Genomic DNA, 15,807 nt, shown 5'->3' on the forward strand with positions numbered 1-15,807 from the left:
GAGCGCCTTTCATGAGGAAAGACCGACGGAGTCCAGCCACCGCAGGACGACGTCGAGGATGTCGTGGTTGTTGAGTTCGAGGACCATGCCGTGGCCGTTGCCGCGCACGTCGTGGTCGGCGAGCCGGATGTGGTCGGCGCGCGCTCCCACCTGGCGCAGGTAGTCCGCGACGGCCCCCGCGCCCCCTCCCAGCGGCGAGGCCTCGGCCTCGACGACGGCCACCGGCAGCCCCCGCAGCCCCGGAACGGTCCATGTCGACCCCTCGCGCAACTCCTGCGGAGCGCTCACGGCCGGTTCGTAGGGGAGGGGAGCGGAGGTGAGTCCCCAGTCCAGGGACAGGCCCATCTGCGGCGCGTTCAGGAAGGGCGGTCCCGGCGGTTCGAGGGCCACCACGGCCTCGACCAGGTCCGGGCGGGCGGCGGCGGCCAGCCAGCCGGCCGGTGCCCCCAGGGAGTGGGTGATCAGCACGGCGGGGCCGATGCTCTCCAGCAGTTCGATCAACCGGTCGCCGTCCCGCTGCTGGGCGGCTGCCTGGTCCAGCGGGACGCTCGCAGAACTCGCCGCGAGATTGACGACCGCGGGGTCGTCGGGCCCGCCCGGCCCCGGCCACTGGGTGTGCCGGGGGTCGGCGCCGGCGGCGAAGATCCCCGCCGTCATCTCCAGCGTCGGCGCGGGTCCGCATTTCTCGCCTTCCGGGGCGGTGCCTGCCGCGCGCCCGTATCCGGGCCGGTCGACGACGTACACCGACCGGCCCCGCTCGACCAGCAGCGGGGCCCATCCGGGGCGACTGTCCGGGGTGCCGAGCCAGTCGGTGCCCTGACCGCCACCGCCGTGGACGAGCACGACCGGGGTGGAGCTGCCGGGCCCCTCCGGCTTCTCCCACTCGACGTACATCGCGCCGCTGAGTCCTCTGCCCATGGGGGTGTCGGTGCGGCTGCCTCCCACCCAGCGAAAGCCCCGGCTCATGACGCCTCCACCGGAACGAGCTGCGGGGAGCGCAGCTGTGCCATGCCGAGCTGGGCGGCGCGGACCTTCTCCGGATCACCCGCGACGGAGCGCGGCCCGGCCAGGTCCGAGTCGAGTTTCGCCGGATCCGTCGAGTGGTAGACGAGCCGCTTGAACTGGCTGGCCATGGGCGAGGCGATGTCCAGGAACTTCTGCCGCCGGTCCTCGGCGTAGCGGTCGAGCACGTCGGCAGGAGCTTCCCCGCGGACGACGGCAGCCAGCGCCGGGTACAACACGTACAGGTCGAGCAGGCCGCAGGTCAGGCCCAGGCCGCCGGTCGGGTTGGTGGCGTGCGCGGCGTCCCCGGCCAGCAGCACCCGGCCGACCCGGTACCGCTCGGCGGACCGCTGGTGCAGCCGGTAGGGCGAGTGATGCACCAGCTCGAAATCCTTGGAGCCGGGCAGGAAGGCATCGAACCAGGCGGTCATCCGCTCCAGGACCTGCTCGGCAGGCAGGTCGGCGTCCTCGGCGTACGTCACCCGCCACAGGCCCTCGTCGTCGATCTTCGCGACAACCGCGCCGTACCGCGGATCGACGACCATGTTGGCGTCGTTGAACCCGTACGCGTCGAACGGGTAGCGGACGTTGGTCGCCACGAACCGCTCCGGCCACGTGATGCCGTCGAAGCCAAGGCCCAGGGACTTGCGGACGGTGCTGCTCGCGCCGTCGGTGCCGACCACCCAGGAGGCGGTGTACTCGACGGGCCCGTCCGGGCCGTCGGCGGTGACGCGGACCCCGTCGTCGTTCTGGGTGAGTCCGGTGACGGCGGTGTTCCAGTGGACCGAGACACCGGGCTGTTTCTCAAGGTGGCGCAGGGTGATCTCGCCGAGCCGGTCCTGGCCCAGGTGGATGTTGTTGTACGGGCGCCCGGTGGTCTCCTCCAGCGAGACCTTGCCCCACTCGATGACTTCGCCGGTGCGCAGCACTCGCAGGGTCAGCCCGTCGAGGGAGCGCACGCCTTCGCGCTCCATGTCGGGAAGGACTCCGAGTTCGGCCAGTCCGTCGAGGACGAACCACAGATAGGTCATGGCCCGCGGCGAGTCGCCGATGGCGGAGTCGCGTTCGAGCACGGTCACGTTCAGTCCCGCCTGGGCGAGCCCGAGTGCGGTGAGTAGGCCCACCGGACCCGCGCCGACGACCAGAACGTCGGTGGACGGCTTTGTCACTGTCGTATCTCCCAGCGGGCTTCAGAAGACGATGGTCTGGTTCTCGTGCCGGACGATGCGGTCATCGCAGTGCCAGCGCACCGCGCGCGACAGCACCGCCCGCTCCACGTCGGCACCCAGGCGCACGAGGTCGGCGGTGGTGTGCTGATGGCTGACCCGTACGACGTCCTGGTCGATGATCGGGCCCTCGTCGAGGTCCTCGGTCACATAGTGCGCGGTTGCCCCGACGAGCTTCACGCCCCGCTCCTTAGCCCGCCTGTAGGGGGCCGCGCCGATGAAGGCGGGCAGGAAGGAGTGGTGGATGTTGATCAGGGGCGCTCCGACCTCCGAGAGGAAGGTCGGGGTGATGATCTGCATGTAGCGGGCGAGGACGACCAGGTCGACGTTGCCCTTGAGGAGTTCGAGCTGGCGCTGCTCGGCCTCAGCGCGGTTGTCGCGGGTGGCCGGGGTGTGGATGAACGGCACACCGAACGGGCGGATCTCGTCGGCGAGGTCGGGATGGTTGCTGATCACCATCGCCACGGTCATGTCGAGCTCGCCGCGCCGGTTGCGCCACAGCAGGTCCAGGACGCAGTGATCGGTCTTCGACACCATGATCGCGACCCGCTTCGGCTTCGACGCCTCCGTCAGCCGGAAGTCCATCCCGAAATCGGCCGCCACCGTCTCGCCGAACTCCCGCTCGAACTCGGCGCAGGCGGCGCTCAACCCGGGCAGACGAAAGGCGGTGCGCTGCAGGAACATGCCGCCGACCGGCTCCGTGGAGTACTGGTCCAGCGACACGATGTTCGCGCCCGCCCCCGTGAGGAAGGTGCTGACGGCGGACACCACCCCGGGCCGGTCCGGGCAGCGGATGAGCAGTCGCCCCAGGTCCTGGGTCGGCGAAGCGGACTGCGGGAAGCCGGCGTCCGGCGCCGGCCGGGTGACCTTGGCGTCGGTTTCGGTTACGTCGACGGACATGACGGTCCTCCTTGACTGTCGATGAGGGTGGTTCGGGCGCGGTCGCGCGCGGTGATTCAGGCGCGGTCGCGCAGCCGACTCGGCCAGATCCCGGACTTGCCGGGCGCGAGGATCCCGTTCGGGTCCATGGCGTCCTTGATCGTCTCGGCCAGCCTGCGCTGGGCGTGGTCGCCGAACGCGAACTGCTCCGCCACAAGATCCATGTGCTGGAGGTTGGTGCGGTACGGCGCGTAGCCGATCGCGGCCAGCTCCTTGACCAGGTCGGTGTACCCCTCGTAGACGCCGCGGGTCTGCTCCTCGTCGCGGGGGTCGAAGAAGGTGGTGCTGATGTGCAGCGCGCTGCGGGGGGTGAGGTACAGGCCGTTGACGTAGGTGTGGCCGTGCCGGGCGTAGAGGGAGCGGATGAGCTTCTCCGCGCGGACCACCGCGTCGCCCTGGCACGGGCCGACCGGCGAGAAGTCGAGGTGGCCCGTCACCTCGCCGTAGGGCAGCATCTTCGGGTCGAGCAGGTCCATGTCCGGGATGCCGCGCTGGACTCCCTCGTCGTGGTTCGCGGGCCCGGCAAGGTCCGTGGCGTCGAAGGTGCGGCGGACGACCTCCACCCCCGGTATCGCACGCAGCGTCTCCTCGATCACCGCGAACTGGGCGTCGACCATCGCCGTCCGGCCGTACAGGGCGAAGCGCGCCGACCAGCCGTCGCTGTCGGGGTCGAGGAAGAAGTTGCCGCTCTCGTCGATCTCCACACCGCGGTTGAGCATCGGCAGGTTCTCGATCGTGCGGTCGAGCATGAGCCCGCGCAGCGCGTCGACGACCTTGCCGAGGGTCTCGTAGCCGTGGAAGCGGGCCCAGCAGGCCGCGTAGGTCTCGGGGCGGCGCATGAGCGACCAGCCCGCGCTGGTGACGATGCCGAGGTTGGACTGCTGGAACAACCCGCCGAAGGAGGGGCCGTAGCTGTGCGGGTAGGTGTACCGGGCCGGGTTGCCCTCCATCGCGCCCATGCCGGTGCGCAGCAGGGACCCGTCGGGCAGGACCACCTCGAGGCCGCAGAGGTTGCGCGCGTGGTCGCCGAACGGCGTGTAACCGATGCCGTACTCTAGGGAGTTGCCGATGACGCTACCCCATCCCAGGTCCGGGATGGAGGTCCACAGGTCGCCGCCGTCCTTCTGCAGACCGTCGAACAGGTCCTGCCAGCGCACGCCCGGCTGGACGACCGCGTAGGCGAGATCGTGGTTGATCTCTAGGATCTTGTTCATCTGCCGCAGGTTCACCAGCACGCTGCCGCGCAGCCGCGGGGCCGGGCCGCCGTAGGTGTTGTTACGGCCCTGGCTGAACGTCGACAGCGGCACCCCGTGCTCATTGGCGATCCGGACGACGGCCTGCACCTGCTCGGTACTGGTGGGCAGCAGCGCGGCCGAGGCGTCGAACTCGTCGGACTCCCGGTAGGTGTAGGGGTCGCGAAACTCGCGCAGAGCCGAGGGTTCACTGATCACGGCGGCGTCGCCGAGTTCGGCGGTGAAGGCGGCGAGCGCCTTGTCGAGCGCGGCCAGGGTCGTACCGTCGGGAACCGTCGTCATGTCAGTGCCTTTCTCAGGGATGTGCTGTGGGTATGTGCGGAGGGGAAATGTGTGAACTGTCGCGCCACCCGGACCGCGTCCGCTGTCGAGGCGACGTCGTGCACCCGGACGCACCAGACGCCGGACGCCGCGGCCTGGGTGGACACCGCGGCCGTGGCCCGGTCGCGTTCGACAGGCGGCGGCGGTGTGCCGTCGCGCGCGAGCAGTGCGCCGAGAAAGGACTTCCGAGACGCGCCGACCAGCAGTGGACGTCCCAGCGTCCGCACCTCGTCCAGGCGGCGGAGGATCTCCCAGTTGTGCTCGGCGGTCTTGGCGAAGCCGAGGCCCGGGTCGAGCACCACGCGGTCGGGGTGGACCCCCGCGTCGACGAGGACGGCGAGGCGTCCGCCGAGTTCAGCCATCACCTCCGCCACGACGTCGTCGTAGTGCGCTTGCTTCTGCATATGTGTGCTGTGTCCGCGCCAGCGCGTCGCGACATACGGCACGTCCGCCTCGGCGACGACGGGTGCCATGTCAGGGTCCGCGAGCCCACCGCTCACGTCGTTGACGAGCGAGGCGCCCGCCTCGACCGCTGCGGCCGCGACCCGCGCGGGCATGGCGTCGACGCTGACCACGGCGCCGGACGCGGCGAGGCCGCGCACGACCGGCAGGACGCGCTCCAGCTCCACCGACTCGGGGACGCGCCGTGCGGCCGGTCTGGTCGACTCACCGCCCACGTCGACGATGTCCGCGCCCGCGGCGACGAGCGCGAGTCCCCTCTCGACGGCTCGCGCCGGGTCGAGACAGTCGCCTCCGTCGGAAAAGGAATCCGGCGTGGTGTTGACGATTCCCATCACCAGACATCGATCGGTGATCGGCAAACCCTTCGGGCCACGGAAATTCATGGCGTCCGCCGGCCTTTCCTGTGAACCGGGTAACCGAGGTTGCCGCGGAGAGGCGGATTCTTTTGTCTGCGGCTCTTCATCTGTCCGCAACAATTCGTTAGGGTGCGGCTGTGGCACGACTGCAACGAGGCAATCTGCCCGCCGAGGTGACGAGTTTCGTCGGCCGCCGGGCGGAGCTGCCCACTCTGAAAAAAACGCTGGAACGCTTTCGCGCGGTCACGGTGACCGGCACCGGGGGTGTCGGAAAGACGCGGCTGGCCCGTCGGGTCGCCGCAGAGGTGTCCGGCTCCTTCGCCGACGGGGCATGGCTCATCGAGCTCGACGATCTCGCCGACGGTGCCCTCCTGCCGTCCACCGTGCTGCTCGGCCTCGGGCTGCGTGACGACGGCGGCGCCCCCCTGGAGGCCCGGCTGGCCGACCACTTCCGTGCCAAGCAGGCGTTGCTGCTGCTCGACGGGTGCGACGGCGTGGTCGACGCGTGCGCGAGGCTCGTCGCCGGCTTGTTGCGTGCCGCGCCCGGCCTCAAGGTGCTCAGCACCAGCCGCCGGCCGTTCCACGTCGAGGGTGAGGCCGTGGTGGCCGTCGGCCCGCTGCCGGTCCCGCCCGCGGACGAGCCGGAAGCCGAGGCCACCGCACTCATGGGATACGACGCGGTGGCGCTCTTCGTGGAACGCGCTGCCGCCGTGCGGGCCGACGTCGTCGACTCGGACGCCCGGCTGGCTACAATCGCACGCATCTGCCGACGCCTTGACGGATTGCCCATGGCGATCGAGTTCGCCGCAGATCGCCTCGACGTCCTGGCGCTCGACGAACTCGACGGCCGTCTCCACGACGCCTACCGCGTGCTGGTCTCCGCCAAGCGGGGCGCTCCGCAGCGGCAGCGGACGCTGCAGGCGCTGGTCGAGTCGAGCTATGCGCTGTGCTCGTCCGAGGAACAGCTGCTGTGGGAACGACTCACGGTCTTCACCGGCCGGTTCGGCCTCCCCGCGGTCGAGCACGTGTGCACCGACGAGGTCATCTCCGACGAGCGGGTGCTCGACCTCGTGGCCGGCCTGATCGACAAGTCGGTGCTCGTCCGTGAGGAGCGGACCGGCGGGTCGTGGTATCGGCTCCCCCGTCTGCTGCGCGAGTACGCGCTGCAACGGGTGACCGGGGCGGGAGAGCCGGGAGAGTGGGACCGGCTGCGCGGACGCCATGTGCAGTGGTGCCTCTGGCTCGCGAGCCAGGCCTCCGACGGTCTGCTGACCGAGCGCTCTCAGGACTGGATCGGCCAGGTCCGCGGCAACCACGCCAATATCCGCGCGGCGCTCGACTACTGCTTCGAGGACAAGCAGCGGGCGCAGGACGGGTTCCGGCTGGCCGCGGCCCTCTGGTACCACTGGGTGATGACCGGCCTGGTCGCCGAGGGGCGCGCATGGCTGGAACGAGGTCTGGGCATCGCACCGTCCGAGCCGACGCCCGGCCGCGCGCTGGCCCTCACGGTCGCCGCGTATCTCGCCGTCATGAGTGGCGACAGCGCCGACGATCTGCTGGCAGCGTCGAACGCGACGGCGGCCGAGCTCGCGGACCCCTCCGTCACAGGAAATCTGCGGTTCGTCGAAGGGCTCCTGGCTATCCACCAGCGCGACCTCGCCACCGCCTGCGCAAAGCTCGACCTCGCGCTCGACGCGTTCCGGGTGTCCGGAAGCAGGATGAGCACCGGCAAGACGCTGTGCCTGCTCGGCATGGCCTGGACGCTGAACGGCGACTGGGAGCGTGGCCGAGGGTACTGCGAGGAGTTCCTCGCCATGCCCGCAGCCTCGAGCGAGAACTGGGGTTTCGGCTACATCCAGTGGACGACGGCACTGGCCGAGTGGCAGCACGGCAGCTTCCTCAGCGCGCGTCTCGCCCAGAAGCACAGTGCACGGCTGGCCTGCCGGTTCGACGACCGTTTCGGCATGGGCTCCTGTGTGCAGAGTGCCGCGCTGTACTTCGCCTCGACGGGACGCCACAAGGAAGCCGCGCTCCTCATGGGTGCCGCCGAGACCCACCGCTTCCCCGCGTTCACGGTCCTCGACGAACTGCGGCGCGGCTGCGTCGACGACGTCCGCGACGCGCTGGGCGGGGCCGCTTTCGTCGAACTGATCGAGGAGGGAAGGGCGCTGACGCTGGTTCAGGCGGCCGAGGTCGTCGCCGGCGGACGCCGTATGCCCGCAGGCGCCCCTGTCTCCGCCCCGGACGTTCCGGAGGCGCTGTCGAAGCGGGAGTGGGAAGTGGCGCAACTGGTGGCCGACGGCCAGGGCAACAAGCACATCGCGGCCGCGCTGGTCATCTCGACCCGGACCGCCGAAGGCCACGTCCAGCGCATCCTGGGCAAGCTGGGTTTCACCTCGCGTGCCCAGATCGCCGCCTGGGTGACCGAACAGCGCGCGCTCGCACGAGCGGAAGCGCGGGTCGGCCACGGCGGCTGAGCCGGTGAGTCCAGGCATGAGCACCTCTTTCCGAAGTGGTCGCAGCCTGCCGCGCGGGGTCCGGTGGGTAAACGCGGGGAACTACCTGATCCGGCTACCTGTTTCCGCCGCGTTTCCGCGGCGCGGACGGGTACGGCGGACGGACGCAACGACGAAGGCCCACCCGGGGCAGGGTGGGCCTTGGCGGCGCAATGGCTGTCTGGGCTCAGGCGGAATGCAGATCGATCCGGCTCCGGTCCTGCTTGTAGGGAGCCGGTGCGACGGTGGCGCGGATGGGCTTCTGAGGTCCCTCCGGATTGCCCCAGTGCACGGTGAGCGAGGTGCCGATGTCCGCGTGCGCCACCTCGATCGTGGCCAGCGAGAGCATCTTGCGGAAGTAGTAGCTGTAACCGCGTGAGGTGGCCACGCCGACGAGGTCGCCGTCTGCTGTCACTTTGTCCGCCCACATGAACCCGCGCTGGTCCCGGGGCATGTCCATGAACGGGTAGTTGGCGCCGGGCCGGAACAGTGACGCATAGACGTCCTCGATGTCCTCCGCGTCCCATTCGAGCGTGCGTATGACCCGTCTCGGCTGCGCCTTCTCCGGTTCGAGCGCGGCCCGCCCCAGGAAGTCGTGGTCGAACTTGATGTTCCTGCCCCAGCCGAGCTCTACAGGACTGCGGTAGTACTCCGAAATGTCTCTGCCGTCGAAACTCCCCGCGATATATGCCGGCTGCGCGTAAGCGGGCATCGAACTCCGGAAGATTTCCAGGTACTCGGCCATGTCCTCGTCGAAGATCGCCGGAATGTAATCCGTGGCGATCGTGGGAAAACAGGCCTCCAGGTGATTGATCATCGTGACGCGGGCGCCCAGCCGCCGAATACCGAATTCCTGCCCCGCCTCCATTACCGCGGCATGCACCTTGTCGCCGAATTCGCGGGGCCCCTGGAGCTCGAAACCGATTTCCCCGGCCATGCCCTGGCGCAGGGCCCAAATGTCGTGTCCCGCGATCCTGAGCGGGGTGACATGCATGTACTTGGTGTCCCGGAGTTGGTTCTCCCCGGCCAGCCGGTCGAGCACCCGTACCGCGTTGGGACCCGACACTTGGAAGATGAACCAGTCCTCCTGGGTGATCTTCGCGTCGTACCCACCCTTGGACAGCTGGTAATTCACCCAGAAGCCACCGCGGCCGTGCATGACGTAGTCGTCGTCGCCGAACTTGGTGACGATCCCCTCGTGGATGACCTTGCCGTCGCGGTTCGTGTGGATGGCGTGCTTCGACTGCCCCTGATGGAACACGGAGAAACTGTTCACCGAGGTGTCCGCCAGCAGCCTGATCGCGTCCGGTCCGCTGATCCGGTGCTGCCACAGGAACGACCAGTCGCCGATGTAGCAGGTCTCCTTCCACGACATCGACTCGTCGAGCCAGTCGGTGTACTCGGGGGCGCCGAAGCGGCTCCATGCGTAGGTCGTCGGCGGAGTGCGCATTCCCGCCACTGTGAAAGTCATGTGGTGCACCCTTCTTCACGATTCATGCGTTCGGCTATGTATAGAACAGCTAGCAGCTGTCAGACAATGGGTGGGTGCAAGGGGCCACGACAGGGCCCCGCTCCGGACTCAGTGCGAAGGCGGGCCCTCGGCGGCCGCGAGCATGACGCGCGCGGCCTCCTCGACATGAGTCATGGCGGCGGCCTGGGCCGCCTCTCCGTCGCGTGCGTCGACGGCGTCCGCGATCGCGGTCACCTCGTCCGCGCTGCGCTCCGCCCGGCCTTCCTGGGCGAGAGTCAGCGCCCTCAGCCGGGTCACGCGATGCTGGAGCGTCTGCACGGTCTGGTGCAGGACGGGATTGCCGCAACCCCGGAACAACACGTCGTACGCCCTGGACTTGGCCTTCAGGAGAGCGGCGGCGTCCGCACCCTTCGCGGTCTCCTCGGCCAGCTCGGTGACGGCCGCCCGGAAGGCGGCCCGGTCCTGGTCGCTCGCGTGCTCGGCGAAGAGCCGGGCGGCCAGTCCCTCGAGGGATGACCGCACCTGATAGACGTGCCGGGCGGTCGCGGTGGAGATGACCGTGACGCTGGTACCGCGGCCGTTGTGCGACTCGACCAGCCCTTCGGCCTGCAACTGCCGTAGAGCCTCGCGCACCGAGGCGCGGCTGGCCGAGGTCATCTCGCACAGCTCGCGTTCGACGAGCAGCTGCCCGGGTGTCAGCCGCTGATCGACGATGGCGTCCCGCAGGATGTTCGCGACCTGCTCGCGGATGGGGGCATGTCGTTGCACCTGCATGTCGGTCATGCGCCGAGGATACGTGAGGTCCACAGCTGTCCGACAGCCGCTAGGTGACATCTTTCGCGCTTTGTCTGACAGCTGCTATCTGCTTTCAGTCCAGATCTCGGTTATCGTGCTGCCATCGAACCGCTGACCGGAAGGCACTGGCGTGACTGCTCACATGGATACGACCGATCGGCTGGCCGCGGGTGACGCCATGCGGCGTCAAGTGCTCGGCGACGAGCACGTCAACCGCTCGCGCGCCAACGCGAGCCCCTTCAGCCGGCCGCTCCAGGACCTCGTCACCGAGTACTGCTGGGGAGCGGTCTGGACTCGTCCCGGCCTCGAACCGGCCACCCGGAGCCTGCTCAACATCGGGATGCTGACGGCGCTGGGCAAGCCCGACGAACTGCGGCTGCACGTACGCGGAGCGCTCAACAACGGCTGCGCCGTGGAGCAGATCCAGGAAGTGCTGCTCCAGGCGGCCATCTACTGCGGGGTCCCGGCCGCGCTGGAGGCCTCGCGCGCCGCGCAGCAGGTCATCGCGGAGCTGGGAGATGAGTGAGTTGCCCGAGAAGACGCGGGCCGCCGCCCTTGCCGGACTCGGCAAGATGGGCGCCCCGATGGCCCGACGCCTGGTCTCGGCCGGCTACGCCGTCCACGGCTACGACGTCGACGAACGGCTCCGGGTCGCTCTCGCGGCGGACGGACTGACCCCGGTGGCGTCGGTCGACGAACTGGCGGACGCGGCCGAGGACATCATCCTGATGCTGCCCAACAGCGACATCGTGGACCAGGTCGCTGAGCGCATCGCCGCCGCCGTGCGGTCCGGCGCCCGCTGCAGGCGGATCATCGACATGAGCTCCTCCGAGCCGGGCCGCACACGCCGACTCGCCCCGCGTCTGGCCGAGTCGGGCATCGAACTCGTCGACGCGCCGGTCTCCGGCGGCGTCGGCGGTGCCGTGGCCGGCACGCTGACCCTCATGGTGGGTGGGACGGCGGAGCAGTACGAGCGGGTCCGGCCGCTCCTCGAACCGCTCGGTTCGTCGATCGTGCACGTCGGCCCAGTCGGTGCCGGACACGCCATCAAGGCGCTGAACAACCTGATGTCGGCGTGCAGCATGCTCATCACCGCAGAGGCCATGACCGTCGCGACACGCTTCGGCATGGACCCGGCCACCGCACTCGCCGTAGTCAACTCGGCGAGTGGTCGCAGCGGCTCCACCGAGGCCAAGTTTCCCAAGTTCGTGCTGACCGGGACCTTCGACTCCGGCTTCACCGCGGCGCTCATGGCGAAGGACGTCGGAATCGCCACTCTGCTCGGCAAGGACCTGGCCGTCGAGCTGCCGCTCGCCGAGGCGGTGCAGGCACGCTGGCGCGAACTGGCTGCCGAACTGGCGCCCGATGCCGACCACACAGAGATCGTCCGCCCGCTGGAGGCACGTCACGGTGTCAGCATCCGCGCCGCCTCGCACGTCGGTGACTGACTCCTGGGAGGCCTTCGCCGTCCGCTTCGGCCGTCACAGGCTGCGGCGGAGCGCCTTCTACCTGAACTACGCCGGATACGGCGAGCCCGACGACGACGTCACGATGGACTACTACTTCTGGGTAATCCGTGGCCCCGCCGGAACCATCGTGGTCGACACCGGCTTCGCCCCCGAGGTAGGCAGGCGTCGGGGACGCGAGGTCCTGGCCGATCCGATGGAACTGCTGGGCCGACTCGGCGTGGACGCGTCGACGGTGCGCACGGTGGTCGTGACGCATGCCCACTACGACCACATCGGCAACCTCGCCCGCTTCCCCTCCGCCGAGGTGGTGATGAGCCGCCGCGAACACGAGTTCTGGCAGGGGCCGTTCGCGGTCCGGGGGCACTTCGCGATCCCCACGGAGACCGCGGAACTCCGCCATCTCTCGAGTCTGCGCACGACGGGCAGGCTGACCCTCGTCGAGGAGACGTATCAACTGGCTCCGGGCGTCGAGCTTTTGGAGGTCGGCGGACACACTCCCGGTCAGCTCGTCGTCCTGGTGCGCGGGGCGGGCGGCACCGTGGCGCTGGCTTCCGACGCGATCCACACGTACGAGGAGTACGAACGGGACCGTCCCTTCGGGATCGTGGCCGACGTGCCCGCGATGTACCGGGCCTACGACCGCATCCGGGAGCTGGAACAGCAGGGCGTCAGGGTCGTGGCCGGCCACGACCCTGACGTCATGACCCGCTTCACTCCCTACTTCACGGACACCGTCTGCCGCCTGCTCTAGAGGACCGGGATATCGCGGATGACTTGCACCGTGAGTGTGCTCGCCGAGTTCGCCAAGGCCTCGGTGTCCCGACTGTCCGAACCGGTTGATAGGCGACTGCCCGAGCGCCAAGCGGGGCGGCGAGGTTGTCCTGATTGACGGCACCCTGGTGGCCACCGTGCGCGGCAGCGGACGCGACAACCGGCCCAACTACTCGGGAAAACACCGACGTCACGGCCTGCACTTCCTCGCGCTGACCGACGAGCAGGGCCGCCTGAACTGGATCTTCGCGGCCCGCCCCGGACACACCCACGACATCACCGCCGCTCGCCTCGACCCCATCCTCAAACACCTGCGGGCCGCTGGCCTCGGCGCCCTGCCCGACCTCGGCTTCCTCGACCTGGACGACAACACCGACGCCCCGGTCGTCGTCACCGCCTACAAGGCCACCCGCGCGCGCAAGCTCACCGACGGTCAGAAGGACGCCAACCGGCTCCTGGCCGCCGGTCGCGCTCCCGTCGAGCACAGCTTCGCCGACGTCAAGGCGAGTCACACGCTCACCAAGCTCGGCACCGACCCCGCCCGCGCCACCGACCTCCTGCGCGCGCTCCTCGTACTGACGCACCTCGAGATCAACTTACGACCGATGATCGAGAGCGTCGGCAGCCGCCCGCGATCTGCGTGAATACGCCACCCGCCTCACCTGCAACGTCACGATGGCGGAGCCCCGGAGTTCTCGACGCGTCGGGCTCGGCGCCTCCTGGGGTGCCGCCTTTGATGGTGATGCACGTCGTCGTCACCGTCGCAGCAGTCGTCAGTTTCGCTCGGATGCTCCCGGTGTCCCGCACTACGATGCGAGCTGGCAGGCGGTCGCATCACGGGCGTCGGCCACGACGGCCGGGTCCGCGGGGAACTCCCACGTCGCGACGTTCTCCGGCGGCACCGCGCCCGTGCGGGCCAGCAGCAAGGCGATGTCGTCCCGAGGCGGATGGTCGCCGACGTCGCACGGAGGAGACCTTCCACCGCCTCTGCCAGGAGCACGGCTGCACCGCGTTGCCGTTGCTCGGAGGCCAGGACGGACTGTTGCGGGCGCTGCTCCAGGCGGCGCCCGCAACGGAACCGTCAGTCCGGAAAGACCACGGTCGTACGTCCGTTGAGGAGCACTCGGCTCTCCAGATGATGGCGGACAGCCCTGGCCAGCACGCGCCGCTCGATGTCCCGCCCCTTGCGGACCAGTTGCTCGGGCGTGTCCCGGTGGGTGACGGGCTCGACGTCCTGGGCGATGATCGGGCCCTCATCTAGGTCGCCGGTGACGTAGTGCGCTGTCGCCCCGATCAGCTTCACCCCGCGCTCGTACGCCTGGTGGTAGGGCTTGGCGCCCTTGAAGCCCGGCAGGAACGAGTGGTGGATGTTGATGCAGCGGCCTGCCAGGCTGGCGGACAGCTCGTCCGACAGGATCTGCATGTAGCGGGCGAGGACCACGAGGTCGACCTCATACTCGTCGACGATCGCGAGCAGTTTGGCTTCCTGCTCCGGCTTGTTCTCCTTGGTCACCGGCAGGTGATGGAACGGGACGTCGGACAGGTCGATGTGCTGGTAGACCTCGCGGGGATGGTTGGACACCACGCCGACCACATCCATCGGCAACTCGCCGATACGCCACCGGTAGAGCAGGTCCGCGAGGCAGTGATCGAGCTTCGAGGCCATGATGAGGACCCGCATACGGGACCGGTCCCCGGTCACCGACCAAGTGGCTGCCAGCTGGGTGAGACCGTCGGAGACGTTCTCCCGGACGGTGGTTTCGGTCACTCCGGCCGGGACGGTGAAGGCGAGTCGGCAGAAGAACCGGCCGGTGAGCTGATCGTTGAAGTGGCTGGCCTCCTGGATGTTGCAGCCGATCGCGGCGAGGCCCGTGGTGACCCGGCTGACGATGCCGGGCCGGTCGTCGCAGGCGAACTTTAGAGTGAAAGCGGTGGACATGACGGTCGCCGTTCCTTTCCGGGGTCACGCTTGATGCAGGTCGGCGCGGCGCCGGTCGGGCTTGTAGGGCGCGGCGGCGACGGTCGCCCGGATCGCCTTCTGCGGTCCGCCGGGCTCTCCCCAGTGGACGGTGACCTGGGTGCCCGGCTCGCTGTGCGCGACGTCGACAGTGCATAGCGAGAGCATTTGCCGGTAGTAGTAGCTGTAGCCGCGGGAGGTGGCGATCCCAACGAGGTCGTCGCCGGCGGTGACCTTGTCCGCCCACATGAAGCCGCGCTGGTCACGGGGCATGTCCATGAACGGGTAGTGCTCGCCCGGTCGGAACATCGACGCGAAGACGTCCGCCACGTCGTTGCCGTTCCACACCAGGGTCCGCATGACGCGCCGGGGCGCGGCCTTCTCCGCCTCCAGCGCCTCGCGGCCCAGGAAGTCGTGGTCGAAGTTGATGTTGCGGGCCCAGCCCAGCTCCACCGGGCTGCGGTAGTAGTCGCTGATCTCGGCGCCGTCGTAGGAACCGGCGATGTAGGCCGGCTGCGCGAAGGACGGCATGGAGGAGGTGAAGAACTCGCGGTAGCTCTTCATGTCCTCGTCGAAGATGGCAGGGATGTAGTCGGTGGCGATGGTCGGGAAGCACGCCTCCAGGTGGTTGATCATGGTGGCGCGGGCACCGAGCTTGCGGATCCCGAACTCCTGGCCGGCCTCGAGGATGGCGTCGTAGACGTCCTGCTTGGCGGCCATGGGGCCCTGGAGCTCGAAGCCGATTTCCCCGGCCATGCCTTGCCGCAGCGCGTACAACTCGTGGTCGGCGATCTTCAGGGAGTTGACCCACATGAACTTGGTCTCGCGCAGGTTCGATGAGCCCGAGACCTTTTCGAGGAGCTTCACCGAATTGGGGCCGGAGACCTGGAGGATGAACCAGTCGTCCCGCTCCACCTTGACGTCGTAGTCGGTCGTGCCCAGGTAGTTGCGGACCCAGAAGCCACCGCGGCCGTGCAGCATGAACTCCTCGTCGCCGAAGCGGGTGAGGATGCCCTCGTGGATGACCTTGCCGTCCTGGTTGGTGTGGATGGCGTGCTTGGACTGGCCGAGGGCGAAGTTCGCGAGGGTGTTGACGGTGATGTCGCCGAGCATGGTGAGCGCGTCGGGGCCGGTGATCCGGTGCTGCCACAGGAACGACCAGTCCCCGATGTAGCAGGCGTCCTTCCAGGACATGCTCTCGTCGAGCCAGTCGGTGTACTCGGGCTGTCCGAACCGGCTCCAGGCGTAGCCCTCCGGTGGAGTGCGCATGCTGCTGACGGTGTATTTCAT

General features: G+C 69.0%; 14 protein-coding genes. 5 read left to right on the forward strand and 9 right to left on the reverse strand.

Annotation, left to right across the window (positions count from 1 at the left end; genetic code table 11):
* Positions 1-9 precede the first annotated feature (9 nt).
* Genes CES90_RS30980 through folP form a run of 5 tightly spaced genes read right to left on the reverse strand, consistent with a single transcriptional unit; the run spans position 10 to position 5,535 of the window.
* Entirely contained in the window at positions 10-966 is a 957-nt protein-coding gene (locus CES90_RS30980; protein WP_189786266.1) for an alpha/beta fold hydrolase, read from the reverse strand.
* A complete protein-coding gene (locus CES90_RS30985; RefSeq protein WP_189786267.1) occupies positions 963-2,171 on the reverse strand; it encodes an FAD-dependent oxidoreductase in 1,209 nt (402 codons plus the stop codon). Before CES90_RS30985 ends, CES90_RS30980 begins: the two co-directional genes overlap by 4 nt.
* 21 nt (positions 2,172-2,192) lie before the next feature.
* On the reverse strand, positions 2,193-3,128 hold the full coding sequence (gene purU, locus CES90_RS30990) for a formyltetrahydrofolate deformylase (RefSeq protein ID WP_189786268.1): 936 nt from the start codon (positions 3,126-3,128) through the stop codon (positions 2,193-2,195).
* Positions 3,129-3,184: 56 nt separating this feature from the next.
* The gene (locus tag CES90_RS30995) at positions 3,185-4,702 is read right to left on the reverse strand and encodes an FAD-binding oxidoreductase (protein ID WP_189786269.1); all 1,518 of its coding nucleotides are present in this window, start codon (positions 4,700-4,702) and stop codon (positions 3,185-3,187) included.
* Positions 4,699-5,535: a dihydropteroate synthase gene (gene folP, locus CES90_RS31000; protein ID WP_308437904.1), complete on the reverse strand. Its 837-nt coding sequence runs from the start codon at positions 5,533-5,535 to the stop codon at positions 4,699-4,701. The genes CES90_RS30995 and folP overlap by 4 nt, the downstream gene beginning before the upstream one ends.
* Positions 5,536-5,696: 161 nt before the next feature.
* Between folP and CES90_RS31005 the strand changes: the two genes are divergently transcribed.
* A complete protein-coding gene (locus tag CES90_RS31005) occupies positions 5,697-8,036 on the forward strand; it encodes an ATP-binding protein (RefSeq protein WP_189786271.1) in 2,340 nt (779 codons plus the stop codon).
* 205 nt (positions 8,037-8,241) lie between these two features.
* Here CES90_RS31005 and CES90_RS31010 read toward each other — a convergent pair whose 3' ends face one another.
* Both CES90_RS31010 and CES90_RS31015 read right to left on the reverse strand, forming a co-directional pair.
* The gene (locus tag CES90_RS31010; protein ID WP_208921468.1) at positions 8,242-9,525 is read right to left on the reverse strand and encodes an aminomethyltransferase family protein; all 1,284 of its coding nucleotides are present in this window, start codon (positions 9,523-9,525) and stop codon (positions 8,242-8,244) included.
* A gap of 108 nt (positions 9,526-9,633) precedes the next feature.
* Positions 9,634-10,308: a GntR family transcriptional regulator gene (locus CES90_RS31015; RefSeq protein WP_189786272.1), complete on the reverse strand. Its 675-nt coding sequence runs from the start codon at positions 10,306-10,308 to the stop codon at positions 9,634-9,636.
* Between the two features lie 154 nt (positions 10,309-10,462).
* Here CES90_RS31015 and CES90_RS31020 point away from each other — a divergent pair, with 154 nt between their 5' ends.
* Genes CES90_RS31020 through CES90_RS31035 form a run of 4 tightly spaced genes read left to right on the forward strand, consistent with a single transcriptional unit; the run spans position 10,463 to position 13,204 of the window.
* Positions 10,463-10,846, forward strand: coding sequence for a carboxymuconolactone decarboxylase family protein (locus CES90_RS31020; protein WP_189786273.1), 384 nt, complete (start codon positions 10,463-10,465; stop codon positions 10,844-10,846).
* On the forward strand, positions 10,839-11,768 hold the full coding sequence (locus CES90_RS31025) for an NAD(P)-dependent oxidoreductase (protein WP_189786274.1): 930 nt from the start codon (positions 10,839-10,841) through the stop codon (positions 11,766-11,768). The genes CES90_RS31020 and CES90_RS31025 overlap by 8 nt, the downstream gene beginning before the upstream one ends.
* Complete coding sequence (locus tag CES90_RS31030; protein WP_189786275.1) at positions 11,761-12,540, forward strand: N-acyl homoserine lactonase family protein; 780 nt, start codon at positions 11,761-11,763, stop codon at positions 12,538-12,540. The genes CES90_RS31025 and CES90_RS31030 overlap by 8 nt, the downstream gene beginning before the upstream one ends.
* A gap of 34 nt (positions 12,541-12,574) precedes the next feature.
* Entirely contained in the window at positions 12,575-13,204 is a 630-nt protein-coding gene (locus tag CES90_RS31035) for a transposase family protein (protein WP_268257044.1), read from the forward strand.
* A gap of 437 nt (positions 13,205-13,641) precedes the next feature.
* Here the strand turns inward: CES90_RS31035 and purU (CES90_RS31040) are convergent, their stop codons facing one another.
* Positions 13,642-14,499: a formyltetrahydrofolate deformylase gene (gene purU / locus CES90_RS31040; RefSeq protein WP_189786277.1), complete on the reverse strand. Its 858-nt coding sequence runs from the start codon at positions 14,497-14,499 to the stop codon at positions 13,642-13,644.
* A 24-nt stretch (positions 14,500-14,523) separates the two neighbouring features.
* Positions 14,524-15,786: an aminomethyl transferase family protein gene (locus CES90_RS31045; protein WP_189786278.1), complete on the reverse strand. Its 1,263-nt coding sequence runs from the start codon at positions 15,784-15,786 to the stop codon at positions 14,524-14,526.
* Positions 15,787-15,807: the final 21 nt, after the last annotated feature.

The organism is Streptomyces capitiformicae, from assembly GCF_002214185.1.
Taxonomy (GTDB): Bacteria; Actinomycetota; Actinomycetes; order Streptomycetales; family Streptomycetaceae; genus Streptomyces; species Streptomyces capitiformicae.